The following is a 24180-nucleotide window of genomic DNA, read 5'->3' as shown; positions in this document are numbered from 1 at the left end:
ACCACCCCTTTTGTTTGATTTATTCTATTATAAACAGTATATTTGCATATTTACAGATAAAAAAGGCTAATCCTACCATAAAATGTAAGGATTAGCCAACTCTTGTATTCAATGTTCATACCAAGATAATATTGTTTCAGCATCTTGCTGCTCTAAGCTTCGTACATTCCCAGCCATACCGGCCATGCCTGACATGACCGTTGCTTTTACAGACATAACATTTTTTCTTTTTTGGAAATAGGTTTGAGTAGTCCCAATAGATTGTATGCGTTTTTTCTCCATAAAGAATGTAGTACGACTGAACACACGATATTGCATAGTTAGTTGCTTTCCATCGATCATATAACCAGCTGATTTATGTTGCCAAGCACCAATTACTATCGTTAATGGAATTAATAATAATGAAAGCAACCCATACGGATAAAAGAAATAACTACATGCACCAATTATGGGTATGAGCCAAACAAAATCAATTCGGTAAAAAGATGGACGAGCTCGTTTTGGTGAATAAATAAATTCTGGTCGCCAATTCATATCTGGAAAAAGTTGCTCTAACGTTCCCAAACAATCTTGCTTCTGAATAAGTGGGAACAGTGTAATTTTTTTATCATTTCCCTCTCCACCATTTCCTCCAGCACTCTCAACAACAACTGTTGCAAAGCCAAATAATTGGCGCACTGGATTCTCTACAATACGAATCGCCTGAATTCTATTTAACGGTAAAGTAATTCGTTTTTTCTCAATTAGCCCTTTTGTAATAATAAGCTTTTCATCTTCAATTCGGACTGTATATTCGTAATAATTGATCAGTGTAATAACAAATGACACAAACCATGCCAGAATTAGGCTAAATATCACTGCTAATGCGACTAAAAATGCACCAATTCTCGCAAAATCAGCTAGCTCATTAAAGATTTCCTCATATGGGATTATATCCGAAAGCTGAGAAATGATTGCTGCTATCCCGGACAGAACGACCCCAATTCCACCTGAAGTTATGGCCAATACAAATAAATCACGTATCGACATATGATAAATAGTTGGAACTGATGTTTCCTCTATTAGCGACTGTTCATCATTCATCTGTTCATTTACTTGGTTCTTTGCACGGCGCATTTCTAGCTCTATTACATCTGCCGCTGCCTTACGTATAGCCGTTAGCTCTACCTCAGGCTTTCTATCCTTACTACCCGCTGTTTCAACCTGAACTTTTACTAAGCCAAATAGTCGATGAAAAATATCCTCATTGTAATTTAAGCTCTGAATACGGTCAAATGGGATATAACGTTTCTTTTTAACAAACAAACCGTACTTTACACGCAATTCTCCATCTTCAAACCAATATACGAAGGTACGCCATTTAACAATGCCACTAACAAGCGCAAGTAAAGCTCCTACTCCCCATATACCAAACAAGACAATCGTCCGCCAAAAATTATCACTATGGAAATTAAAGGAGAAGTGAAATCCATTAGTTGCAATAATAATAATTAACGGGAAAATCATACTCTTTAATGCTTTTGTACTTGTAATAATAGCCGATATCGGGTGTAAACGATTAATTTCATTAGACATCATCTTCCGCCACCCTTGCTAATTCCGAAATACGCGCTCGAAGTCCATCAGCCTCTTCCATCACAAGTGCAGGAATTGTATGTACAGTTGCCGCAGTAGATATTGAAATATTACCTAAACCATATTTTTTTAATAGCGGTCCTTGTGTCGTATCAACATGCTGTACACGCACCATTGGAATGAGTGTACGTTTAACAACAAATAAACCATGCTGCACCTCAATCTCATTGTCACGCACCTCATAGCGCCAGCGTTCCCATCTTATCTTTGGAAATAAATAAGTGGATAGGGTAGCACTAAGTATGACTACAGCACCTGCAATGAAATAAATATATGATGGCCATTCATAATAATAAGTGCCGTAGCATGCAAATGCCGCTACAATCAAAAGTAATAACGTTTGCAATACACCATATAAACGCCACACTGTTAACCCTTTCTTAGAAATCATATGCATTGGTTCTGTTCTCAAAGTCGTTCCCTCTCTTTCATTAACTACGTATACGTAATCAGTAATCATTTTGTTTCAAAATTATATCAATTATCGCCTTGGCGTAATTACCGCTGTCGCGCAGGAAACATTTGTAGCTGTCGCTTCGCCTTCACGCAGAAAATACTTGCCACTGTAGTCTTTGCTTTCACAGAGATAAATTGCCACGGGACATGGCGTTCTTAGACTGAGTTCCTCTATTTCAGTAGATGTTTGGACACCCGCAGAAAGAAGTAAAAAAAACCTTACAGCCATTTTGACTGTAAGGTTTAATCATTTTAATGAAGATAAAGATTAGTCTTCGTGACGACGTGGTGCGCGTGAACGACCTTGTCCACCTTCACGACGACCTCCATCACGGCGTCCGCCTTCTCGACGATTTCCACCGCTTCCTCCACGACGATCTCCGCCACGTCCGCCTTCTCGACGTCCGTTAAAGCTACGGTTACCGCCACGTCCACGATCTCCACCGCCACGGTTGTTAGAACGCTCACGACGCATTGGTAATGGTCGTTCTTCAGTAATTGTTACTGGCGTGTCATCTGGCTCTTTTGTTAATGAACGAATTGCTGCAGCTACAACATCGATTGCATCATGGTTTTCAAGTAATTCAGTCGCAAGTGTACGATAATCACCTAAGTCATTGTTCGCAATAAGACCTTCTAGTGTATCCATAGCTAGGCGTTGTTGACCCACTAAAGCTTCGTCAGTTGTTGGTGGACGAAGTGGTGTCATACGTTTTTTCGTTGTTTCTTCTACAATACGTAAGTAACCCATTTCGCGTGGTGTTACAAATGTTACTGCAAGACCTGATTTACCTGCACGACCTGTACGACCAATACGGTGAACATAAGACTCAGGATCTTGAGGAATATCGAAGTTATAAACATGTGTTACACCAGAAATATCAAGCCCACGAGCAGCTACATCTGTTGCCACAAGAATATCAATTTTATTTTCTTTAAATTGACGTAACACAGAAATACGTTTCGCTTGGCTTAAGTCACCATGGATTCCTTCAGCAAGATAACCACGAATTGATAATGCTTGTGCAAGCTCATCCACGCGACGTTTTGTACGTCCAAAGATGATCGCAAGTTCTGGTTGGTGAACGTTTAATAAACGAGATAAAATGTCGAATTTTTCACGTTCAGCAGACTTCACAAAATATTGATCGATGTTATCAACTGTTAGTTCTTTCGCTTTAATTTTTACGATTTCTGGATCACGCATAAATGTCTCAGCAATTTTACGGATTGCTGGTGGCATTGTTGCTGAGAACAATAATGTTTGACGTTCAGAAGGTACATTTTCTAAGATTGAATTAATATCATCGATAAAGCCCATGTTTAACATTTCATCAGCTTCATCAAGTACCAATGTTTGAACATCTTCTAATTTTAAAGTACGGCGATTAATATGGTCAATTATACGCCCAGGTGTACCTACGATAATTTGAGGTTTATTTTTCAGTGCACGGATTTGACGGCCGATCTCTTGACCACCGTAAACTGATAATAATTTTACACGTTTATCATAACCAATTTTATATAGCTCTTCTGAAACTTGGATCGCTAATTCACGAGTTGGAGCAATTACTAATGCTTGGATATTAGGGTTTTTTGGGTCAATTTTTTCGATAAGTGGAATCCCGAAAGCGGCAGTTTTACCTGTACCTGTTTGCGCTTGACCTAATACATCACGGCCTTCAATTGCAAAACGAATAGTACCTTCTTGGATTGGTGTTGCTTCTTCAAATCCCATACGCTTTACTGAGCGTAATGTAGATTCGCTAATATTTAATTCTGAAAAATTTGTCAAACTTCTCAATCTCCTTTTTCTGCTTATAAGTTGACAAATGGTTACATTTTCAGATGAAGTTGTCGGCAAATTCGAGCCTGTGTTTTGGAACGTTTCCGTTACTTAAAATTTTTCTCTATATGATGGTCATATAGAGCTCTCTTATATGAAAAGGAAAGCCCGGTCTTTACCGAGCGGTTTGATTCTGTCGTAATTATTCACTTTAGAATAAAACCGTTGTGTTCAAAAAAAAGTACTCTTCAATCAAATATGAAGAGTCTTCGCACAAAATGTATCCATTGCTTACACTAGTCTAACATGGGATTAAAACGTATGCAACGATAACGCATGAGTCGTAATAATCTGACTACTTTACGCACTCATTAAAAACGACAAAACGTAAGAAAACCATTCAGAACAATCTTCATCATAACATATATGATGCTTCCCTTTATCAGAAAAATACAAAGTTTTATCGTTTGAGGTTATTTGATCATATAAAAATTGAGCCGTGTGATATGGTACTATTCCGTCTAATTTCCCTTGTACAATATACACCGGAATTTTAATATCTTTATAATACGGCTCCACCATTCGAACAAGCTTCATGAATTCTATCGTTGACGATAGTGGCACATGATTAAACTTATGCCGGTATCGTAAATACAATTCATTACTAGACAGATTACGATGATACGCCTCAGTGGCAAGCATTTTAAAATCTTTGACTAGTTGCTTCGGACTCACATACTTGGCAGCTGCACTTAGTAATACAAGCTTTTTCACTTTATAACGTTTAGCTAAATAGAGCGCTATAATGCCACCCATTGAAAACCCAACTACTATTACTTCATCTACTTTTTTAGCAAGAGCACGAAATGCGAGCTCGGCATCCATTAGCCAATGCTTGGCGGTGAAACCACGCATTTGCAATTCCTCCCCATGTCCTGACAAAGTAGGTTCTTCAATCAGCCAATTTGTATGCGTACGTAAATAGGTAGTAAAAGGTTCTACTTCATAAGGTCCGCCTGAAAATCCATGTATACATAACACACCTACTGACATTATTTTCACCTCTAAATGTGTAACTCATTTAAATCAAGAATTTAAAGAATCGGTGAGAGAGTATCCCACCGATTACTTATTTCATTTTATGACGTGAATGCACGTAAGATTGTTTCTAATTTCATACCACGAGAGCCTTTTAGTAAAACGATAGACTCCTCGTTAGCTTGCTGTAGTTTTTCGATAATTGGCGAATAATCATCCTCAACATATAGCAAATGTTCTTCATCAAAACGCTCTTTTAAAACTTCATTTAAATAAGCCATTCTTGGGCCAAATAAACATACATAAGCGATTTCTTCTGCATGAATATCCTTCGATAGATCTTCATGGAAATGCTTTTCATTTGGTCCAAGTTCAAGCATATCACCTAACACAAGCCATTTTTCTGGGCGAATCGTTGTCGATGCTACAAATTGAATAGCCGCCTTCATAGAGGTTGGCGCAGCATTGTATGCATCATTAATAAATAATGCCCCATTTGATCCATTCACTTGTTGCATGCGCATATCCGTTAGAGCTACTTGTTTTAAGGATGTACGAATTTGGTCATCGTTTAAACCTAATTTTTGAGAAATTAACATAGCGACTAATGTATTTTTCACCTGGTGCTTCCCGAGAACGGAAATAAAGAAATCTCCTTCAATCACACCATGTGTAGAGAAACCACTACCATCAGACGTTGCTTCAATACTGTCTGCATACAATAGATTGCCATGCTCTAAGCCAAATGCCACTGCATTTAACTGTTGCTCTTTCGCAACTAGTTCTTGAAGCAGCGGTTCATCTCCATCATAAAATAGCACTCCATCCGGTTGCATTCCTTGAATTATTTCAAACTTGGCTTTAGCGATTCCGGCACGTGAGCCTAAATCTTGCATATGTGCCTCGCCAATGTTTGTAATCACCGTCATATGCGGACGAGCAAGTTTCGTTAAAAATTCTATTTCTCCAAAACCACTCATGCCCATTTCCAGTACAGCAACATCAGTATCTTCATCCAGTTGTAAAACCGTAATAGGTAATCCTAGTTCATTATTAAAATTCCCAATGGTCTTTTGTACTTTAAAAAATGGTGTTAGCGTGCCTGCTAAAATATCTTTCGTCGATGTTTTACCATTTGAACCAGTAATGCCAATAAATTTTGCTTTATGCTCACTGCGATACGCACGAGCCATTTGCTGAAGCGCTAATTCTGGATCATCTACAAAGAGTAATGGTACACCTTGTGGTGGATTTGGTTCATCCTTCTGCCAAAGAGAAGCACCTGCTCCTTTTTCAAAGGCTTGCAAAACAAATTTATGTCCATTGGCCGTCTCACCACGAAATGGTACAAACAGGTCCCCTTGTTGAATTGTACGTGTATCAATGGAAATCCCTGATACTACCGTATCACCAAAAGCTGGCACATCTTCATTTAACCATGTAGCTAACTGCTTTAATGTTTTTTTCACAATAATCCCACTCAGTCTTTTTTATAGTGAAGCTGTTGTTTTTCTTCAAAACGCTCAATTGCTAGTGTAATCAGACGATTAATCAGCTCTGGGTAGCTTACATTTGTATGCTGCCATAGAAGAGGATACATGCTAACAGGTGTAAAACCTGGCATTGTATTCACTTCGTTAATATAAATGCTGTTATCGTCCGTCACAAAAAAGTCCGCACGAACTAAACCGCTTCCATCAATAGCTTTGAACGCACGCTTTGCTAGCTCCTGTAAGCTTGATACAGTATCTTTAGGAACCTCCGCTGGAATAATAAGGGCTGTTGACCCATCTTTATATTTAGAGTCATAATCATAAAATTCAGTTACTGGTTTAATTTCACCAGGTACAGAAACTTCCGGGAAGTCATTTCCTAGCACAGCTAGTTCAATTTCACGAGCGACAATACCTTGCTCAATTACAATTTTACGATCATACTGTAAGGCTATTTCGATAGCCTTCACTAATTCATCGCGGTTTGTTGCCTTGTTAATTCCGACACTTGATCCCAAGTTTGCAGGTTTCACAAACATCGGCCAAGCCAATTTTTCTTCACAACGAGCAAGGATAGCCTCCTTTTCATTAGCCCATTCGCTACGAATGAAGTACGTATACGGCACTTGTGGTAAGCCGGCAATTTCAAATAATTGCTTCATGATTACTTTATCCATGCCAGTTGCTGATGCTAACACACCATTTCCTACATACGGCAAATTTAGAACCTCAAGTAAACCTTGAACAGTTCCATCTTCACCATTAGTACCATGAAGCAATGGGAAAATTACATCGAATTGTACAGATTTACCATCTTTATCCATCAAAAAATTTGTAATATTATTTTCTAAAATAGTGGCATCATCACCAAATTGTAACTCTTCAATTGTACTTGCAGGTTTATTCAGACGCTCACCGCGGCGCCATTCCCCTTCAAGTGTAATGAAAATCGGATATACTTCATACTCCTCGAAATTCAAAGCTCCAGTGACTGCACGTGCTGTCGACAATGACACCTCATGCTCCGCTGACTTTCCACCGTATAATAAACCGATTCTTTTTTTCATTTTTGTGCCCTCCGCATACTTCTTGAGTACTATTAGTTTATCATGAAACGTCTCGACAAATGACATCAATTTCGCTTTGGCGTAATTACGTCCAGATTTTGTGAGGATGTGAAGTTTTTAGCCTGCGACCCTCTATTTCAATAGGTGTTTGGATACCCTCTGAAAAGGTACCACATCCGCATTCAACTCACCACCTTTAAAGGTGAGTGACTTTTGTAGCTGACGCATAAAACGATTACTGAATGAAGATAAAAATCTCACCGTAATTTTGACGGTGAGATTTAGTGTACATTCATTCTACGTACAAATGAACGGATCAATTATGCCTCGGCATAATTGCGTTCGGAGGCTTTAGACCAACAAATGTTTTGTGCGCGAAAGCGTAGTGAAACGTAGCGACAGCAACGTGTTTTTGTCTGTGCGAAAGCGAAGCGACAGCAACACAGCATGATGTTGATCACTCAGTCGTTGCCACAGGATATGGCGTTTTTAGACTGAGTTCCTCTATTTCAGCGGGTATTTGGTCACCCGCTGAAAGATGTTAAATAATATAAATCAATTCATCGTGTTCATTTTTCAAAATTGTATTTAAATCATCCCATACCTCATCAGGAAAGGAGTATTCTGACAGATTGCGAATTTCGATACCGTAAGCTACTTTAGGCTTTTCAATTCGATACAATGATAACAAGGCTCCGTCTTTAGTAAAAGAACGATAGGCACGCAAAAATTCAGGTGAAATAGAAGGAATACTCGATTTCACTTTCCGTCGCCAAAAACCAGTGCTACGTTCCTTTTCACGAATCAAACTGTTCAAAACATTCGCAATGAGTAAATCAGAATCACTTAAATGGCGAAAATAAATTTTAGTCATTTTCTCTAAGTCTGAAGAATAGTAGACAAATCGATTTTGCAATTTATTAAAAAATGGTGAAGTAATCGGTTCCTTTTTATGACTTATGTAAAGCAATTCTCCTTGTTCCATCGGTGTTAGTTGGTCTAGCCTCTTCTCATCCATAAAGTCTATCCAACACAATTCTTTGGATTCAGTAGCCTTCTTTACAAACCGAGGTACTTCCTCTTCTGATATATAATCAAACTGTGTATGCATATTAAAGGAACCATCTTCATAGGAATGTTTCAATAACAGTAAGTGATGCAGTGGTTCAAGTGCAGCCACAAATTGCGAGAATTTAAGCCCACTAAAAATAACAAATTTATCGACATCATTCATATGAACATAAATATGATACATAAAATCTTCTGCTGACTTCAATTTTTTAGCCACAACCATCACCCCATTCTTCACTACATTATAAAACTAAACATGAATTTTTTGAAACATTTTATGCTAATAATCGTCATAACAATATTCACAGGCGTAAAAATGATTTTTACGGTATAATATGAATGTTAAAGATGCTATTGTTTTTCTGTTTTTAACTACTCTGAATGAACAATTTTTAAAAATATAATTCTATTCATTTTTTACAAATATCTCGAGGATTCTAAGTCAAAAGCAAGCATCGAACCTCATCGTTAACACACTTACTTCGGCATCAATATTTACCTCTTGACCTAAGGTGAATACTCCTTATCAATTATGCCTTGCCATAATTGATAAGGAGGCTTTAACTTCTTTCGCGGGTGTTTTGAAAGTAGCTTAAATCCGCATTCATCTTACCACCGAAAGAAGTGGGAGACTTTTGTTGAAAGAAGTTAAATATATTTGGTAGCATATTGAATTGGAATTAATTTGAATCAAATTTGCTCATGAAGAGATACTATATTATTAATTTAGGTGGCTTGTATGGAAAATAAACGAAATTTCGCGAATCGTTTTGACTGGACGCTCGCTTTTATACTTTTAACCTTCCTAGTCATAAGTTTGCTAGCCATTGCGTCGGCGCAAACATCAGGTCAGTATGGCATTAACTATGTTCCTTTACAATTGCGATGGTACATCATTTGCTCAGTAATTATTGGAGTAGTTATGTTTTTTGAACCTGATCAATATAAAAAAATGTCTTGGTATATGTACGGTGCAGGCATCGCCTTATTAGTACTACTTATCTTCATGCCAGAAGGAACAGGACAAATCGGTGAACGTATTAATGGTGCAAAAAGCTGGTTTAAGACACCTCTAGGGAATATTCAACCCTCTGAGTTTATGAAAACCTTTTACATTCTAGCACTTGCTCGACTTATTAGTAAGCACAACGAGGTTTATTCTTTTAGATCAGTAAAAACAGACTTCATATTGCTAGGTAAAATCGCTGCTACACTGTTACTACCTTTAGCTCTTGTAATGAAGCAGCCTGATCTTGGTTCAGCATTAGTATTCTTTGCCATTACAGCTGCTGTTGTTATCGTAGCTGGTATATCATGGAAAATTATTTTACCGACTTTTATAGGTGGCGCTTTAGTAGGTGGTTCTCTTTTATGGATGGCGCTCTATATGCAGAGTTTCTTAGAGAAAACATTCGGCTTTAAACCATATCAGTTTGCTCGAATCTATTCTTGGCTAGATCCATATTCATATTCTTCTAGTGATGGATACCATTTAATTACTTCCTTAAACGCTATTGGTTCAGGTGAAATTTTCGGAAAAGGTTTCCGCGGTCGTGAGGTTTACGTTGCCGAAAATCATACCGATTTTATTTTTACGGTTATCGGAGAAGAATGGGGTTTTATTGGTGCTAGTATTGTTATTTGTATGTTCTTTTTATTAATCTATCATTTAACAAAAACTACACTATTATTGAAAGATCCATTCTCAACATATGTATGTGCCGGTATTATTGCAATGATTACATTCCACGTACTTGAAAATATCGGTATGACTATTCAGCTATTACCTATTACAGGTATTCCCCTACCGTTTATCAGTTATGGGGGAAGTTCATTGATGGGGAACTCGCTAGCCATCGGTCTTGTTTTCAGTATGCGTTTCCACTATCGTACTTACATGTTTACTACTCACGATGATGATGATTAATGATGGATATAAAAAATGGGTAGTCTCAATTACGAGACTACCCATTTTTATTTGTAAAACGAGTTAAGCTTGAACTTGCGGAGTTTGCGTTGGTGGTGTGAGCACTTTTAAAAGTTCAAGTCGAGACTTTGTTACAGTGGCTGTTACACCCAACTTAGATAAATTCGAAACAATCTTTTTCAAATCTACTTCTTTTTTCATACATTCCACCTCAATCTTTCCTCGAATTTATATAACGTTTTATTTCCAAAAAAGTTTCATTTATGCAAGTGTATGATGTCTGACGAGTTAATCTCTTTCTATCATACCATTTAACTCTGCTTTAAAATTTTTCATTTTTGTTACAATGTAAATTTTTCCTTCGCTTTACTTTTTAATGGCTTTTCATCAAAACGTAGGATGATTTTTATTAAAACATATCCCATATATATAAGTTGATTGGAGTGGAGACTGGGCGACTCCTTGGGGATCAGCGATAGAGGAACGAAGGCTAAAACCATCACGTCCTGCGATAACGCCTTCGTGACCAACATCCTGTTTCCCCAAGCGGCTTATCGGACGCCCCCAGGAAAGCGCCCAGTCGGAACGGAAATCAACCACATGTTATGGTGACGAACCATTTTTTCTTAATTTACCACTAAATAGCAAAAAATAAACACAAAAAATTAAAATACCGATATACCCTCTAGTAGTATACCTCAGAGATAATTTAGTACACTATGCGACAATCGATACAAAAAATTAAAAATGGAATGAGTCCATGTAGTTACTTTAAAAACTGTCATTAATTTTAAGTATCAATATAAATCCATTGTTAACAGTCTGCAGTTTTTTATACATTGCTTTTGCCTCTTTTCTCTATTGCACTGTCTCCAATCATTAACTCTAATCACTTATATACATGGCATGCGTTTTAGCAAATGGCATCCCCTACTTTTAGTAATGAGCCATTAAGCACTTAAATTGTTTTGTCTTCCGTTTTCTTGTAATAACAATAACAAGAGAGGTAGAATATACATACTAATATATCGTATGAAAGCAGGTTACTGTATGAAAAAGGCAATTTTATTATTAATGTCTGTTCAATTCCTCGTCTACCTAGGATTCGGGATTATTATACCGGTCTTACCCGAGGTTGTTGTTCAGCAAAATTGGGATAATCTACACGTAGGTGGTCTACTTACCGTGTACTCGCTTGCAAGTTTTTTCACTGCACCACTTTGGGGTATGCTGTCCGATAAGATAGGTCGTAAGCAACTTATATTAATAGGCCTTGTTGGTTTTAGCTTAAGCTTTGTTATTTTCTCTTTATTTATCGATAATTTAGCAATGTTGTACTTCTCACGTGTTGTGGGTGGTTTATTCTCAGGCGCACTTTACACATCTGTGACAGGCTTTGTAGGAGATATGTCGAGTGAGGAGGACCGCAATAAATATATGGGTTTCATGGGCATGTCCATAGGGCTCGGTTTTATTTTTGGTCCTGCAATTGGCGGTATGCTCGGACACTATAGCCTGCAACTACCATTTGTCGCTTCTGCAACACTAATTGCACTATTATTTATTTATGCAAGTTTCGTTTTAAAAGAACCTACAAAACGAAAAGATACAAATAAACGTGCCATTATGCCAAAGGGTGCGACCAAAATGCTGCAGTACCGTGTGCGATATTTATTTATGTTCTCATTTTCAGTGACTTTTATGCTGGCCGGAGTAGAAGCAACGTTCCAGTTATTCCAAATTGATCGAATTCAAATTACACCGTTACAAATTGGTTATTTGTTTATGTTTAGTGGCTTTGTAGATGCAGCTATTCAAGGTGGTGTTGTTAGACGTATTAAAAATGGCAGCGAGACAACTTGGTTAATAGGTGCACAAATTGTCACAGCTATGGGTATGCTTTTATTTACTTTAACAGCTAACTTATTCATGGCAGGTTTTGCCCTTTGTGTTTTCACAGCAGGAAATGCGCTCGCAAGAACATGCGTCGTATCTCTTTCAACTAAAGAATCTGGTGGTCAATACGGGACTGCTGCAGGTCTTTCCTATTCAATGGATAACCTAGGACGCATTCTAGGTCCACTATTCTTCACTTGGCTATTTACAATGCAATCTAGTTTAGGCTATTATACTGCAGCAGCAATAGCCTTCGTTTCAATAACTTTAATATTTATTTTTAAAGCATCAAATAAATCTTTACGACTTGAATAATTTGTTGATAAAAAGCCGTAACTTAATAGTAATTCGAAGTTTATAGAACACAGCAAGGGATATTGGACTCCTTAGGGCAGAATATCGGAGGGCTCTGCATGAACAAAACAACAAATCTTTTTCTTCCAAAAGAGCTAGAATCGTTTCGTTTTGAAATTGAAGATACACTACTTTCAGCAATGATTATCACACCATATAAACGTTCAACTACGTTTATGGAAAGTAAATTTGCTGGGGAACCTTACTTACCCCATTACCAAACATATCCGAAAGATATTACAGGTGAGCCTATGCGGCTATTAGCTCAAATTAACTTTGCAGAAATGCCACCACTAAAGGATTTCCCATCTCAGGGTATTTTGCAATTTTTTATTTCATCTAATATTTTCGTGAATGCTGATCATTATCACGAGGATATTTTCCAGCAATTTTATAAAATACGTTTTTATCCTACTGTAAATTTTGAAGCGACGGTTCCTAAACAGGCGTTTTTAGCACAAACAGTAGATGACAGGTTCCCTATTCACCAGGAGTTAGCATTACAATTTCAACCGATCCAAGAACCTGTATCTGCTTTAGATTATCGCGCGATAAATTGTTTACCAAACTTGATTCCTTCATCACAAGATGTCGATTTACGAGAGATTTATCTACAACACTTCTTAGGGGCTGGAGCTAAAATCGGTGGTTATGCCTATTTTTTAGAGGAGGATATCCGTCACGAATCGCAGCTCCTTAAACGATACGATGTATTGCTACTCCAAATTGACTCTAATGATGAAATCGGTATTATGTGGGCAGATAGTGGCGTTGGTAAGTTTTTCATTAACAGAGAAAAGCTTCTTCAAAGGGATTTTTCAGATATTTTATTTCAATGGGAGCATTATTGATCCTCATTCGACAAATGCAGCGGCAGCTTACAACGATTACAGAAAGGCGAAATTGATTTTGGATTACCTCGTTAGTTTCGGAGGTAATCCTTTTCCATGCTTACTAACAAATTTCGTATCTTCTTTCCACATATAAAGTAGGCTATACTAGATATATTGTGAAAATATAGTAAAGGCAGGTGTAGGAATGAGTATTTTTGCAGACTTTGGATTTCTAGTATCTTTGATTATGTTTATCAATATTTTAGCAGCAATGGTCATAATTTTTTTAGAGCGTAAAGATGCCACTTCTACATGGGCATGGATTCTCGTACTATTTTTCATTCCATTAGGTGGGTTTATTTTATACTTGCTATTCGGACGACAATTACGAAAAAAGCATTTATTCCGTTGGGAAGGACGCAAGGATATTGGTATCGATAACCTCATTAGCTATCAGACAGAAGCGATCCGAAATGATACGTTCGAGTTTCGTATAGAAAATGCGGAAAATTATAAAGAAATGATTTATATGCATCTTAAAACAAATAATGCAGTATTAACACAGGACAACCACATTGATATTTTTGATGATGGTGCAAATAAATTTGAGCAACTTTTGAAAGATATTGAAGTAGCAAAAGATCATATTCACATTCAATATTATATTTTCCGTCTAGATGACTTAGGTACACGCATTATTGATAAACTTATAAAGAAAGCAAAGCAAGGGGTTAAGGTAAGAATCTTATATGATGAAATGGGCTCACGCAACGTTAAAAAGCGCCATTTCAAGGAATTGCTTAATGCAGGCGGTGAAATTGAAGTATTTTTCCCATCTATTTTTCCCCTTATCAACCCTCGTTTAAATTTTAGAAATCACCGGAAAATTGTTGTGATTGATGGCCGTATTGGTTACATCGGGGGCTTCAATGTCGGAGATGAGTACCTTGGTCTACAAAAGAAATTTGGCTATTGGCGAGATACACATTTACGTATTGAGGGTAGTGCCGTACATCCATTACAAACACGCTTTTTACTTGACTGGAATCAAGCTTGTGCACAACAGAAAATGGGTTATTCGGACCGTTACTTCCCCGCTATTCCGAAAAAAGGTGATGTGGGCTTACAAATCGTGTCTAGCGGCCCTGACTCTGAATGGGAACAAATTAAAATCGGCTATTTAAAGCTTATTAATATGGCAAAAAAATATATATATATCCAAACGCCATATTTCATACCTGATGTTAGTTTTTTAGAAGCTATTAAAATTGCGACGCTTTCAGGTATAGATGTAAGGATCATGATTCCGAATAAGCCTGATCATATGTTTGTTTATTGGGCTACATACTCATACGTAGGACAATTATTGCGTGCAGGAGCAAAAGTTTATATTTATGAGAAGGGCTTTATTCATGCTAAAGCAATTATTATTGACGATGAAGCATCTACAGTCGGAACTGCAAACCTTGACGTACGAAGTTTCAGTTTGAATTTTGAAGTCAATGCATTCATCTATGATTCAACGATTTCACATCAGCTTGCTGAGCTGTTTGAAAAGGATATTTTTGATTGTACTGAATTAACTTGGGAAATGTACAAAAATCGTTCTACACTGATTAAATTTAAAGAATCAGTTTCACGTTTATTAACACCTATCTTGTAGAATGTAGAAAAGGAAGAGAGCTAGTTCATTAATGATGAACAACTCTCTTCCCTTTTCTTATTTCACACCTAAATATTCTTCTAGCGTAATATTTTGTTTTTTAATATCTTTTGCTATGTCTACACCAACATAACGGTAATGCCATGACTCATACATATAACCTGTGATGTCTTCTTTATTTTTGGGGAATCGTAAAATAAAGCCATAGTCTTGAGCATGCGTAAATAACCATTGCCCTGCTGGTGTTTCACCGAATTCTTCAGTTAGCCATAAACTATCTTTGCCGCTTTCCCCTATATCAAAGGCCAAACCTGTTTGATGCTCTGAATAACCCGGTCGAGCACTATAGCGATCAGCAGCAGCTTGCCCATCACGTTTAGCATAGTTATTATATAATGTTGTTTGATAGTCAAAAGATCGATAGCCGCTAAATGCAACTAAATCAAAACCTTGTTGTTTTGCTGCAGCAAACATTTTGTTTAAAGCTTGACGTGCCTCAGGATTTTCTCCAGGCGCAAAGGTAGATGGTAGCGGATATATTTTATTCGCTAATAAAATACCCTTAATATATGTCGGCTCAGTTGGTAATGTTTGATTTGGTACATAGCCATTTTCATCTGTCTTCTGCTCTGGCTTCACAGGATTATCAGCTGTTTTTTTCGGCTCTTCTTTTGCAGGTGAATCTTTTTTAGTTGGTTCTGCTACCTGTTGTTCATGTTCATCCGATGCATTACTTACCTGTTTATTTTTATAGTTATAAACTACGAAAATAGAGACAATAAGCGCCACTGAAATTACAGCACCAAGAATGAGTGGAAAACGTTTCTTTTTCACTATTTTTTACCCCTTTTAAAGTTATCCAGTACTACATCGTAAGGATCCTCTTTTAAAGAATTTAGAAAGAACAGTCCTAGTAAGTACCGATACTATTTTGTACTATATTAGTTCATCACCCAAAGTTATGGATACGTTTGTTAAAACGTCTACTATGTGAATAAGTTGATTGAAGTGGAGACTGGCGACTCCTTGGCTTGAGGATCAGCGATAGAGGAACGAAGGCTAAAATCATCACATCCTGTGATAACGCCTTCGTGACCAACATCGTGTTGGCCCGAGACCTTGGAGCGAGCATCGCGAGTGAAGCGGCTCATTGGACGCCCCCAGGAAGCTCTGCTCTGCGCGAAAGCGAAGCGTCAGCGGCAAATGTTTTGTCTGTGCGAAAGCGAAGCGACAGCAACAAAGCGCCCAGTCGGAACGGAAATCAACCATACGTTTTGGTGATGATCCACTATATTGGTATAGTCTCATTTTAGCACTGTTCACAATTTAGGGTGTAGATTTTCACCAACGATTTTTAAAATTAGTCTGTTAGTCCGTGAGAATAATACTAAACACTACTATAGAAGCAATTGAGAAAAAGATGGCCATGTACTTCATCCACTTTGCCTCTTTCACATAACCTTGCTCTTTAAAACTTTTTGCCCTAAAACCATTCGATACGGCAAACATAATAGTCATTGCCAATACTGCAAAATTAAAATTACCCATGATAATAAATACGATAGCCGCAATACTAAAAATCGCGACTAGAATAGATGATAGCAACTTTATGTTCATCTTGCTGTCCTCCTAAAAAAATCGAGGCTACATAGGCGCCTCGATAAAAATTATTTTATTAATTTACTTTTTCCGGATGCTCCGAATAAAATTTTCGACCGATATATGTTTGAATAATCAACAACGCACCGCTGACTGACCAGTAAAGTGGTAGGGCTGCCATAGATGACATCGAGATAAAGACAATCATAATTGGTGAAATATAAATAAACATTTTCATTTGTGCTTTTTGTTGCTCTGGTACTGTCCATAATGATACACGTGCTTGAACTAAATACACAAGACCCGCGACAATTGTCATAGCGATATCAGGTGAACCTAAGCTAAACCATAAAAACTCGTGTGCTTTCACGTCTGTAGAATATAAAATAGAGAAATAAAGACCCATGATAATTGGCATTTGAATTAACATTGGTAAACAGCCCATGTTGAGTGGATTGATGCCATGTTTTTGATATAATGCCATCATTTCTTGTTGATACTGCGTTTGCTCTTCTTTTGTCTTTGCTTCCTTCATCTTTTTCTGAACAGCTTCCATTTCAGGCTTAAACGCATCCATTTTCAATTTCATCTTTTGCTGCGAACGATAATTTTTTAACATAATCGGCATTAAGATTAAACGAATAAGAACCGTAATAGCAATGATTGCTAAACCATAGCTACCTGAAAACGTGTTACCGAAAAATTCTAATAAAAATTCCATTGGTTTTACAAAGATACTATAGAAAAAACCTTCTTTGTTTTGCACAGCTTGACAGCCACTAAGAACAAAAACGGCGAGGCCAAGCATTGAAAATAGCTTCAAATTTTTCATTTTTCCACCTACTATTATTTATCAACTAAAATGAAGTATACATTATCGGGCCTATCTTTATCAAATAGCAAGTGCTACTAATTCCATTATAAAAAAGATGCGAGCTTTAGCATCGCTAATGCGTCCGCATCTTTTTATTAATCTATATCATAACCCATTGTGAACGATACTAAAAATTCTTCTGGCTTTAGACGTTTTGAAGCTCTGATTCCGCCATCTCAAAACGATAAAACTCGTGATGTAGTTCATCTCGGAAGTGTTTAGGCGTTACCCCAGTATATTTTTTAAAGATGCGGGTAAAATAACTTTGGTTACAGAAATGGAATTGATCTGAAATAGAAGTAATACTTTTATTAGTGTGTCTAAGATAGTACTGTGACTCTTCTACTCGACGAACATTTAGATATTCAACTAGTGTAATACCAACATGTTCTCTAAAAATACGCGATAAGTGACTAGTACTAATATGGAAGTTATTTGCGATGCTTTCCACTGTTAAGTCATTTTCCAATTCATCATTTATATACATAATTACTTTATTAACTGTCTGATGACGGAAAGTCGGTTGCTTACGATCTGCAATAAAATAGACGAAGAAATCAATTAAATCATCAGCAAATTGTAAAAATTCTGCGTCTTTCATTTGATTTTCGATCATATCATTACAAGCAATGTTAAAAGCAAATGCTTTCTTCGAAGGAACTTGATTGTCTAGCAATTTACGAGCAACAATTGACGACAAAACAGAAAAATAACTTCGAACTATTTTAATGACTTGTTTGCCAAAACGTATTGAAAGAATATCAATTAATTCATGCAAAGATTTCTTAGCCTTTGCTGATTCTAAATGGTAAATTTCAAATATTAATTTCGACTCAATATTAAAAAATTCTTCTATACCGATGTATTGGCTAATACTATCGATTTCTTGAAAGTATCTTTTGGATATCGTTTCTGATATAGAATGTTGATGTAGTTGCATAATCTTCCCCATCTTTCTTCAGATTGCACGAATTACTTTTACAATTTTTTACATCTATCTATTTCATATAAGAAAATAGTATTTCCTTAATAATTGTATGAATTGAGTCATATTTCACAATTATATAATTGAATATAACTTAAAAATAACCCAACTAAACCACTAGTTACAAAAAAAAATAGACTATACAGTGAATTTTACCATATTCTGCGATTTCCTTTCAACCACATTTTGTCTCTCGCTCTAGTTCTAATTTATCATATATACATAGTAGAAACCTCGTAAACTTATTTACCTACATTTAGATTTTACCATATACATACCAAAATAAATTAGTAATTATTTAAAATTTGTTACAAATTATGTAATGCGTTTTACGGCATTATATTTCATCAATCGACATTTCTCTTTTTTATTCCGAAATCTTCTCTATATAATTTATACGAATATGTAGTAAAATAGATGATAATACTATTTTTAAAAGTTTAGACGAGGTGTTAATATTGGAACCAAAACAAATAGAAGAAATTATGGAGATTATTAAGGAATTCTTCCCTGAGAATACTTCCATAGCAATTTCCGATACAAACGAATACTTGTACTACCAACCGAGCAAAAAAGTTGATTTGAAAATCAAACCTGGCGACCCAATTAAAGAAGGTTCTGCAGCTCATAAAGCGTTAAACTACGGACAAAAGATTAGCTCTTACATTGAGCCTGATGTATTTGGAGTGGCCTATTACGGCATGAGTATTCCTTTAATGGAGGAAGGTGAAACTAAGGGTGCTATCACTGCGATCTTCCCACAAAAGCCGTCAGCATTTTTAACGAATTACATTACAATCAAAATTGACGATTGTTGGTACCCAATCAAGCATGATCAGGTCATTTATCTTGAAACACAGCTCCGAAAAACATTTGTGAAAACAATGAGTCGTGAAGGATATCACCGTTTAAACCTAAGTGATCTTGAGCTATTTTTAGCCCCTGACTCATTTATACGTTGTCACCGATCTTATATCGTTAACATTGACTACATTGATGAAATTCAACCAGATTCACATTCAACGTTTTTATTAATCATGAAAGACGGTACCCGTATTCCTGTCAGCCAACGCTATGCAAGTTACTTCCGTCGTTCTTTAGGTTTCTAATTTCGATAAGTACAGCGAGCATTTTTAATTGTTCGCTGTACTTTTTTACTTACTGCTCCTCACCGACAGCTTGGGATGACATTGGTTAAAGCTCATCGATCGCCCCCAGGAAGCTTTGCTCTGCGCGCAAGCGTAGCGACAGCAACAACTGTTTTATCTGTGCGAAAGCGAAGCGTCAGCAACAACTGTTTTATCTGTGCGAAAGCGAAGCGTCAGCAACAACAAAGCGCCCAGCCGGAACGGAAATCAACCCCACATTATATTACTGAATATTCAAAAGGAAAATTCTCTAAAAATAACACACCTCTACTTTAAAACGTTTTCTCTGTCGAAAATTCATTTTTATGCTCATTTTTCCTCTTTTTACTCAATTTAATGCTATTTCTAAAGTTTTTGTGACAATTTGGTGATAGTATTATTCAAATGGTTGGAGTCATACTACAACTGAATAAACAGAAAATTCTTACGCGTTTTTTCTAGTTTTGTAATCGGTTTCCATCAAACTTTTTAGGGGAGGATTTTTTTATGGATACAAATGTTCAAAAACGCCTAGGCTTAAAAGAACTTGAAAGTAAAATTGTTACTGCTGAAGAAGCTGCAGCACTGATTTCTGATGGTGATGTAGTTGGTATGAGTGGATTCACTCGTGCGGGGGACGCAAAAGTTGTTCCTATGGCTTTAGTAGAGCGCGCTAAAAACGAAAAATTCAAAATTGATGTATATACAGGAGCTTCTTTAGGACCTGAAGTTGATAAATACTTAGCTGATGCTGGTGTTATCCGCAAACGTGGACCATTCCAAGGAGATGCAACAATCCGTAATTTAATTAACACTGGTGATGTCCTATATGTAGACGCTCATCTTTCACATAACGCTGAATTAGTTCGTCAAGGAATTATCGGACCAATTAAATATTTAATCCTTGAAGCTGTTGCTATTACAGAAGATGGACTTATTATCCCAACAAACTCTGTAGGTAACTCACCAATCTTCGCTGATTACGCTGAAAATATTATTGTCGAATTAAATATCTCTCATCCAGAAGCTTTAATAGGTATCCACGATATCTATGTACCAGGTGAGCAAGGGCAACGTGAAGCAATCCCAATGACTGATGCTATGCAACGCATTGGTGACATCGGTATTAAAGTAGATCCAGCTAAAATTAAAGCGATTGTTATTTCTGAAGAGCCAGATGCTCCTTCATTAATCGTTCCGCCAGATGAAGAAACACAAACAATGGCGAACATTTTATTAGACTTCTTCCGAGATGAAATTAAAGCTGGTCGCTTAACAAAACAATTAATGCCATTACAATCTGGTGTAGGTTCTGTTGCAAACGCTGTACTTGACGGCTTCGCAAATTCAGAATTTGAAGATTTAGTTGTTGCTTCTGAAGTACTTCAAGATGCTGTATTCAACTTAATTGATGCTGGTAAAGTTAAATTTGCAGCAGCTACTTCAATTACACTGACTGAAGAATTACAGAAAAAAGTATATGGCAACCTAGAGAAATACGCTGATAAAATTTGCTTACGTCCACAAGAAATTTCTAACCACCCAGAGCTTATCCGTCGTTTGGGTCTAATCTCAATCAACACTGCTCTTGAATTAGATATCTATGGCAACGTAAACTCAACACACGTATCTGGTACTCGTATGATGAACGGTATCGGTGGTTCAGGTGACTTTGCACGTAACGCACGTCTAGGTATTTTCGTTACTAAATCATACGCAAAAGGCGGCGCTATCTCTTCAATCGTGCCAATGGTTTCTCACGTAGACCACACTGAACATGATGTTGATGTAATCGTAACTGAGCAAGGTATTGCTGACTTACGTGGTCTTGCACCACAAGAGCGTGTACCTTTAATTATCGAAAACTGTGCACACCCAGATTACAAAGAACAACTTTGGGATTACTATAACCGTGCTCTAGAAGCAACTGGCGGCCATCAAACACCTCATATTTTAGAGGAAGCACTTTCTTGGCACGTAAATCTTGCTAAAAACAAAACAATGAAAAAAGAAGTTGCTAAAGCTTAATTTTCATATTTTAGGAACGCCTCATAGGTTAAAACCTTATGAGGCGTTCTTTTTTTATTGAAAATGGTATAATAAGAGTGATATTCATTCTCACTGACAATTTTCCATCGGAGGAACTATGAAGAAACTTATTTATTTGATTATATTCTTTTCATTTTTCGACTTATTTACCCAGCTTCCTATCATGAGTACATATGCTGAATCCTTAGGGGCATCAGCCTTCATTACCGGCCTAGCAGTAGGTATGTATTCCCTTTCCAATACATTTGGTAATATTATCTCTGGTTTTTTAACAGATCGTAAGGGACCATTCGTTATCTTAATCCTAGGTCTTCTAACAACAGGTCTTTCACTTACACTTTATAATTTAGTAGAAGATCCTATTGTTCTATTAGTAGTCCGCTTTGTACATGGATTAGTTGCGGGCTTAATTGTTCCTGCTGCATTCACATTTTTAGCAAATGCAACTGAACAAGAAAAAAGAGGTAAGGGCAGTGCTATTTCTGGAGCATTCGTTGGCATCGCCGCCATAATCGGCCCTGCCTTTAGTGGAATTTTAGCGAGTCGTACTAGCGTACCATTCGTTTTTAATATAACAGCAAGCTTTATGCTCTTGTTGAGTGTACTTGCCTTCTTTTTGCTAAAATCAAATCAAGTAAAAAAAGAAAAATCTGCACCAACTACAAACATCCCTATTCATGTACTTTTTACTAATACAGGTACATTAAAAGCCTTTTCTAGCGCATTCTTTTTAATGTTTTCTCAAGGAGTTATTGCCTATCTCCTTCCTTTAAAAGTACAGTCTTTAGGCTTTGATTCACGTTTAAGCGGGACTTTGATGAGTACATTCGGAATTATTGCTGTACTCGTATTTATTTTGCCGACTAACCGTATTTTCGATAGGGTGGCACCCATTAAAACATTATCACTTGGTATAAGTTTAATGGGGATTAGTCAATTATTAATTAGTCAGGCGGATTCAAGTACGTTACTTTATATTGCAATGGCCTGCTATGGTATCGGATTTGGCTTCCTATTCCCATCAGTAAATTCACTTTTAATCGACTCGACGACAGCTGAAATCCGTGGAAAAGCCTATGGTTATTTTTATGCCTTCTTCTCACTAGGAGTTGTCCTAGGTTCCTCATTACTCGGATGGCTCTCACTAGGTATTGTCAGCGGCTTTATATTTACTGGAATTGTATTATTAGTATTTGCATCGATCATAATATGTACACAAAAAAGACCTTCTCACGTTGAATGAGAAGGTTTTGTTATTATTTATCTTGTTCCTGAATTGCTCCATTGTAGTAATGGATACCTGTATGTCCCCCACCTTCAGCAACCATTTCGTTTGAAGCTATTTTTGTTGGAGACGTCCCAGCTTCTGTCGCTACTTCAGTCGATATACGCTCTGATATGTCTTTGTGCATCTCCATATTCGTTGTGTTCAAATAAGATGCTAATTTAGATTTTGTACTATTGAGCATACTTAATGCTTTATCACGATTTTCTTTTTTACTTAAATAAGATGCTGCCAAAGCTAACCCTGCAATTACAACACCTGTTCTTTTTCCTTTTGCCATTATAAATCCCTCCCAAAAATATAGAAACTGGCTCTATATTATATCTTTTCCTTATTATTTGAGGACTAAACATAATTTTTATATGCGTTACAGCATATAAATAAAGAGAGAATGTATCTATAATCATTTACCTACATCATATAAACAAAAATCATAGTAAGTCTGGATTTTCCCAGACATAGTTAATCATCCTCCTACTAAATTTTATTGCAGGTATCTATTTCTTGCTTATCACCAAAAATAAGGAATGACATTTAAAGTGCCCAATTGTAACTAAAATAACCCCCACATTACGGTAAATATTTATGATTACAAAGGGCAATTAAAGGGAATTAATGTATTAATACTAATAATTGGAGAGTGATTATCATGAAAGATTTGGACTCAGTATATGATTGGGTAGACATGGCTTCATTAGTAGGTGGAGCAGGCCTCTTAACAGCACTAATTTATAGTATTTTACTGTAAGAAGTAGCATGGATAATTTCCAAAAATAAAATATGACTCGGCATAATTGTTGCTGTCGCTTCGCTTTCGCACAGATAAACATGTGTTGCTGTCGCTACAGATAAACATTGCGTCCGGAATCGGCGAGGAGTCCTTGACATCCGCTGGAAGCTTTAACTTCTTTCAGCGAATGTTTTACAAAAACATTTACTGAAAGAGGTTAAAAGGCAATCCGCTTTATTTAATAAGCAGATTGCCTTATTTTTTATCCCGCATTAACGGGCAGTAAATTTCACCATAAAATTTTGCAAAATT

General features: G+C 36.8%; 22 protein-coding genes. 7 read left to right on the top strand and 15 right to left on the bottom strand.

All coding sequences use genetic code 11. The features are described from left to right. Positions 1-108: 108 nt before the first annotated feature. From ACYQ73_RS20045 to ACYQ73_RS20015, 7 genes are all read right to left on the bottom strand, one after another. The gene (locus tag ACYQ73_RS20045; RefSeq protein WP_460014102.1) at positions 109-1575 is read right to left on the bottom strand and encodes a PH domain-containing protein; all 1467 of its coding nucleotides are present in this window, start codon (positions 1573-1575) and stop codon (positions 109-111) included. Next, on the bottom strand, positions 1568-2047 hold the full coding sequence (locus tag ACYQ73_RS20040; RefSeq protein ID WP_460014079.1) for a PH domain-containing protein: 480 nt from the start codon (positions 2045-2047) through the stop codon (positions 1568-1570). Before ACYQ73_RS20040 ends, ACYQ73_RS20045 begins: the two co-directional genes overlap by 8 nt. A 312-nt stretch (positions 2048-2359) precedes the next feature. Beyond that, positions 2360-3886: a DEAD/DEAH box helicase gene (locus ACYQ73_RS20035; RefSeq protein WP_460014078.1), complete on the bottom strand. Its 1527-nt coding sequence runs from the start codon at positions 3884-3886 to the stop codon at positions 2360-2362. A gap of 351 nt (positions 3887-4237) precedes the next feature. Then, the gene (locus ACYQ73_RS20030) at positions 4238-4930 is read right to left on the bottom strand and encodes an alpha/beta hydrolase (protein WP_460014077.1); all 693 of its coding nucleotides are present in this window, start codon (positions 4928-4930) and stop codon (positions 4238-4240) included. 86 nt (positions 4931-5016) lie between these two features. After that, positions 5017-6384, bottom strand: a complete 1368-nt coding sequence (locus ACYQ73_RS20025) for a UDP-N-acetylmuramoyl-tripeptide--D-alanyl-D-alanine ligase (protein ID WP_460014076.1) — start codon at positions 6382-6384, stop codon at positions 5017-5019. 11 nt (positions 6385-6395) lie between these two features. Continuing rightward, positions 6396-7475 carry a D-alanine--D-alanine ligase gene (locus ACYQ73_RS20020; protein WP_460014075.1) on the bottom strand — a complete coding sequence of 360 codons (1080 nt, stop codon included), beginning with the start codon at positions 7473-7475 and terminating at the stop codon, positions 6396-6398. 541 nt (positions 7476-8016) lie between these two features. Then, complete coding sequence (locus tag ACYQ73_RS20015; RefSeq protein ID WP_460014101.1) at positions 8017-8769, bottom strand: hypothetical protein; 753 nt, start codon at positions 8767-8769, stop codon at positions 8017-8019. Positions 8770-9285: 516 nt separating this feature from the next. Here ACYQ73_RS20015 and ACYQ73_RS20010 point away from each other — a divergent pair. Beyond that, a complete protein-coding gene (locus ACYQ73_RS20010; protein WP_460014074.1) occupies positions 9286-10473 on the top strand; it encodes an FtsW/RodA/SpoVE family cell cycle protein in 1188 nt (395 codons plus the stop codon). A gap of 63 nt (positions 10474-10536) precedes the next feature. Here the strand turns inward: ACYQ73_RS20010 and ACYQ73_RS20005 are convergent, their stop codons facing one another. Both ACYQ73_RS20005 and ACYQ73_RS20000 read right to left on the bottom strand, forming a co-directional pair. Further along, positions 10537-10674 carry an Lmo0850 family protein gene (locus ACYQ73_RS20005; protein ID WP_166672133.1) on the bottom strand — a complete coding sequence of 46 codons (138 nt, stop codon included), beginning with the start codon at positions 10672-10674 and terminating at the stop codon, positions 10537-10539. A 186-nt stretch (positions 10675-10860) separates the two neighbouring features. Next, positions 10861-11019 carry a hypothetical protein gene (locus ACYQ73_RS20000; protein ID WP_460014073.1) on the bottom strand — a complete coding sequence of 53 codons (159 nt, stop codon included), beginning with the start codon at positions 11017-11019 and terminating at the stop codon, positions 10861-10863. 504 nt (positions 11020-11523) lie between these two features. Between ACYQ73_RS20000 and ACYQ73_RS19995 the strand changes: the two genes are divergently transcribed. From ACYQ73_RS19995 to cls, 3 genes are all read left to right on the top strand, one after another. Beyond that, positions 11524-12684, top strand: a complete 1161-nt coding sequence (locus ACYQ73_RS19995; protein WP_460014072.1) for an MFS transporter — start codon at positions 11524-11526, stop codon at positions 12682-12684. 98 nt (positions 12685-12782) lie between these two features. Beyond that, positions 12783-13574, top strand: coding sequence for a YwqG family protein (locus ACYQ73_RS19990; protein ID WP_460014071.1), 792 nt, complete (start codon positions 12783-12785; stop codon positions 13572-13574). A 187-nt stretch (positions 13575-13761) separates the two neighbouring features. Further along, on the top strand, positions 13762-15219 hold the full coding sequence (cls, locus tag ACYQ73_RS19985) for a cardiolipin synthase (protein ID WP_460014070.1): 1458 nt from the start codon (positions 13762-13764) through the stop codon (positions 15217-15219). A gap of 57 nt (positions 15220-15276) precedes the next feature. Here the strand turns inward: cls and ACYQ73_RS19980 are convergent, their stop codons facing one another. The 5 genes from ACYQ73_RS19980 to ACYQ73_RS19960 all read right to left on the bottom strand — a co-directional run bounded on the left by ACYQ73_RS19980 (position 15277) and on the right by ACYQ73_RS19960 (position 18632). Next, complete coding sequence (locus ACYQ73_RS19980) at positions 15277-16053, bottom strand: M15 family metallopeptidase (protein ID WP_460014069.1); 777 nt, start codon at positions 16051-16053, stop codon at positions 15277-15279. Positions 16054-16205: 152 nt separating this feature from the next. Next, entirely contained in the window at positions 16206-16370 is a 165-nt protein-coding gene (locus ACYQ73_RS19975) for a hypothetical protein (protein ID WP_460014068.1), read from the bottom strand. Between the two features lie 217 nt (positions 16371-16587). Further along, complete coding sequence (locus ACYQ73_RS19970; protein ID WP_460014067.1) at positions 16588-16836, bottom strand: hypothetical protein; 249 nt, start codon at positions 16834-16836, stop codon at positions 16588-16590. Positions 16837-16894: 58 nt separating this feature from the next. Beyond that, positions 16895-17650: a membrane protein insertase YidC gene (yidC, locus tag ACYQ73_RS19965; RefSeq protein WP_460014066.1), complete on the bottom strand. Its 756-nt coding sequence runs from the start codon at positions 17648-17650 to the stop codon at positions 16895-16897. Positions 17651-17837: 187 nt separating this feature from the next. Further along, positions 17838-18632: a helix-turn-helix transcriptional regulator gene (locus tag ACYQ73_RS19960; protein ID WP_460014065.1), complete on the bottom strand. Its 795-nt coding sequence runs from the start codon at positions 18630-18632 to the stop codon at positions 17838-17840. A 503-nt stretch (positions 18633-19135) separates the two neighbouring features. Here ACYQ73_RS19960 and ACYQ73_RS19955 point away from each other — a divergent pair. From ACYQ73_RS19955 to ACYQ73_RS19945, 3 genes are all read left to right on the top strand, one after another. Beyond that, positions 19136-19786 (top strand): LytTR family DNA-binding domain-containing protein, encoded by a 651-nt coding sequence (locus tag ACYQ73_RS19955; RefSeq protein WP_132361594.1) that lies wholly within the window; start codon positions 19136-19138, stop codon positions 19784-19786. A 525-nt stretch (positions 19787-20311) separates the two neighbouring features. Further along, complete coding sequence (locus ACYQ73_RS19950; RefSeq protein WP_460014064.1) at positions 20312-21832, top strand: succinate CoA transferase; 1521 nt, start codon at positions 20312-20314, stop codon at positions 21830-21832. Between the two features lie 118 nt (positions 21833-21950). Next, entirely contained in the window at positions 21951-23096 is a 1146-nt protein-coding gene (locus ACYQ73_RS19945) for an MFS transporter (RefSeq protein ID WP_460014063.1), read from the top strand. Between the two features lie 13 nt (positions 23097-23109). Here the strand turns inward: ACYQ73_RS19945 and ACYQ73_RS19940 are convergent, their stop codons facing one another. After that, positions 23110-23418, bottom strand: a complete 309-nt coding sequence (locus ACYQ73_RS19940; protein WP_460014062.1) for a hypothetical protein — start codon at positions 23416-23418, stop codon at positions 23110-23112. Positions 23419-24180 lie beyond the last annotated feature (762 nt).

It is taken from the genome of Lysinibacillus sp. CTST325 (genome assembly GCF_054665055.1).
The sequence above is the reverse complement of the archived record's forward strand: the minus strand, read 5'-3'. Positions and strand labels throughout refer to the sequence as shown.

What these genes read in the sequence shown, in the direction of transcription:
- ACYQ73_RS20045 (WP_460014102.1), bottom strand. Translation starts at nt 1,575, where the DNA reads ATGTCTAATGAAATTAATCGTTTACACCCGATATCGGCTATTATTACA.
- ACYQ73_RS20030 (WP_460014077.1), bottom strand. Translation starts at nt 4,930, where the DNA reads ATGTCAGTAGGTGTGTTATGTATACATGGATTTTCAGGCGGACCTTAT.
- ACYQ73_RS20020 (WP_460014075.1), bottom strand. Translation starts at nt 7,475, where the DNA reads ATGAAAAAAAGAATCGGTTTATTATACGGTGGAAAGTCAGCGGAGCAT.
- ACYQ73_RS20015 (WP_460014101.1), bottom strand. Translation starts at nt 8,769, where the DNA reads ATGGTTGTGGCTAAAAAATTGAAGTCAGCAGAAGATTTTATGTATCAT.
- ACYQ73_RS20010 (WP_460014074.1), top strand. Translation starts at nt 9,286, where the DNA reads ATGGAAAATAAACGAAATTTCGCGAATCGTTTTGACTGGACGCTCGCT.
- ACYQ73_RS20005 (WP_166672133.1), bottom strand. Translation starts at nt 10,674, where the DNA reads ATGAAAAAAGAAGTAGATTTGAAAAAGATTGTTTCGAATTTATCTAAG.
- ACYQ73_RS19995 (WP_460014072.1), top strand. Translation starts at nt 11,524, where the DNA reads ATGAAAAAGGCAATTTTATTATTAATGTCTGTTCAATTCCTCGTCTAC.
- ACYQ73_RS19990 (WP_460014071.1), top strand. Translation starts at nt 12,783, where the DNA reads ATGAACAAAACAACAAATCTTTTTCTTCCAAAAGAGCTAGAATCGTTT.
- cls (WP_460014070.1), top strand. Translation starts at nt 13,762, where the DNA reads ATGAGTATTTTTGCAGACTTTGGATTTCTAGTATCTTTGATTATGTTT.
- ACYQ73_RS19975 (WP_460014068.1), bottom strand. Translation starts at nt 16,370, where the DNA reads ATGAGCCGCTTCACTCGCGATGCTCGCTCCAAGGTCTCGGGCCAACAC.
- ACYQ73_RS19970 (WP_460014067.1), bottom strand. Translation starts at nt 16,836, where the DNA reads ATGAACATAAAGTTGCTATCATCTATTCTAGTCGCGATTTTTAGTATT.
- yidC (WP_460014066.1), bottom strand. Translation starts at nt 17,650, where the DNA reads ATGAAAAATTTGAAGCTATTTTCAATGCTTGGCCTCGCCGTTTTTGTT.
- ACYQ73_RS19960 (WP_460014065.1), bottom strand. Translation starts at nt 18,632, where the DNA reads ATGCAACTACATCAACATTCTATATCAGAAACGATATCCAAAAGATAC.
- ACYQ73_RS19950 (WP_460014064.1), top strand. Translation starts at nt 20,312, where the DNA reads ATGGATACAAATGTTCAAAAACGCCTAGGCTTAAAAGAACTTGAAAGT.
- ACYQ73_RS19945 (WP_460014063.1), top strand. Translation starts at nt 21,951, where the DNA reads ATGAAGAAACTTATTTATTTGATTATATTCTTTTCATTTTTCGACTTA.
- ACYQ73_RS19940 (WP_460014062.1), bottom strand. Translation starts at nt 23,418, where the DNA reads ATGGCAAAAGGAAAAAGAACAGGTGTTGTAATTGCAGGGTTAGCTTTG.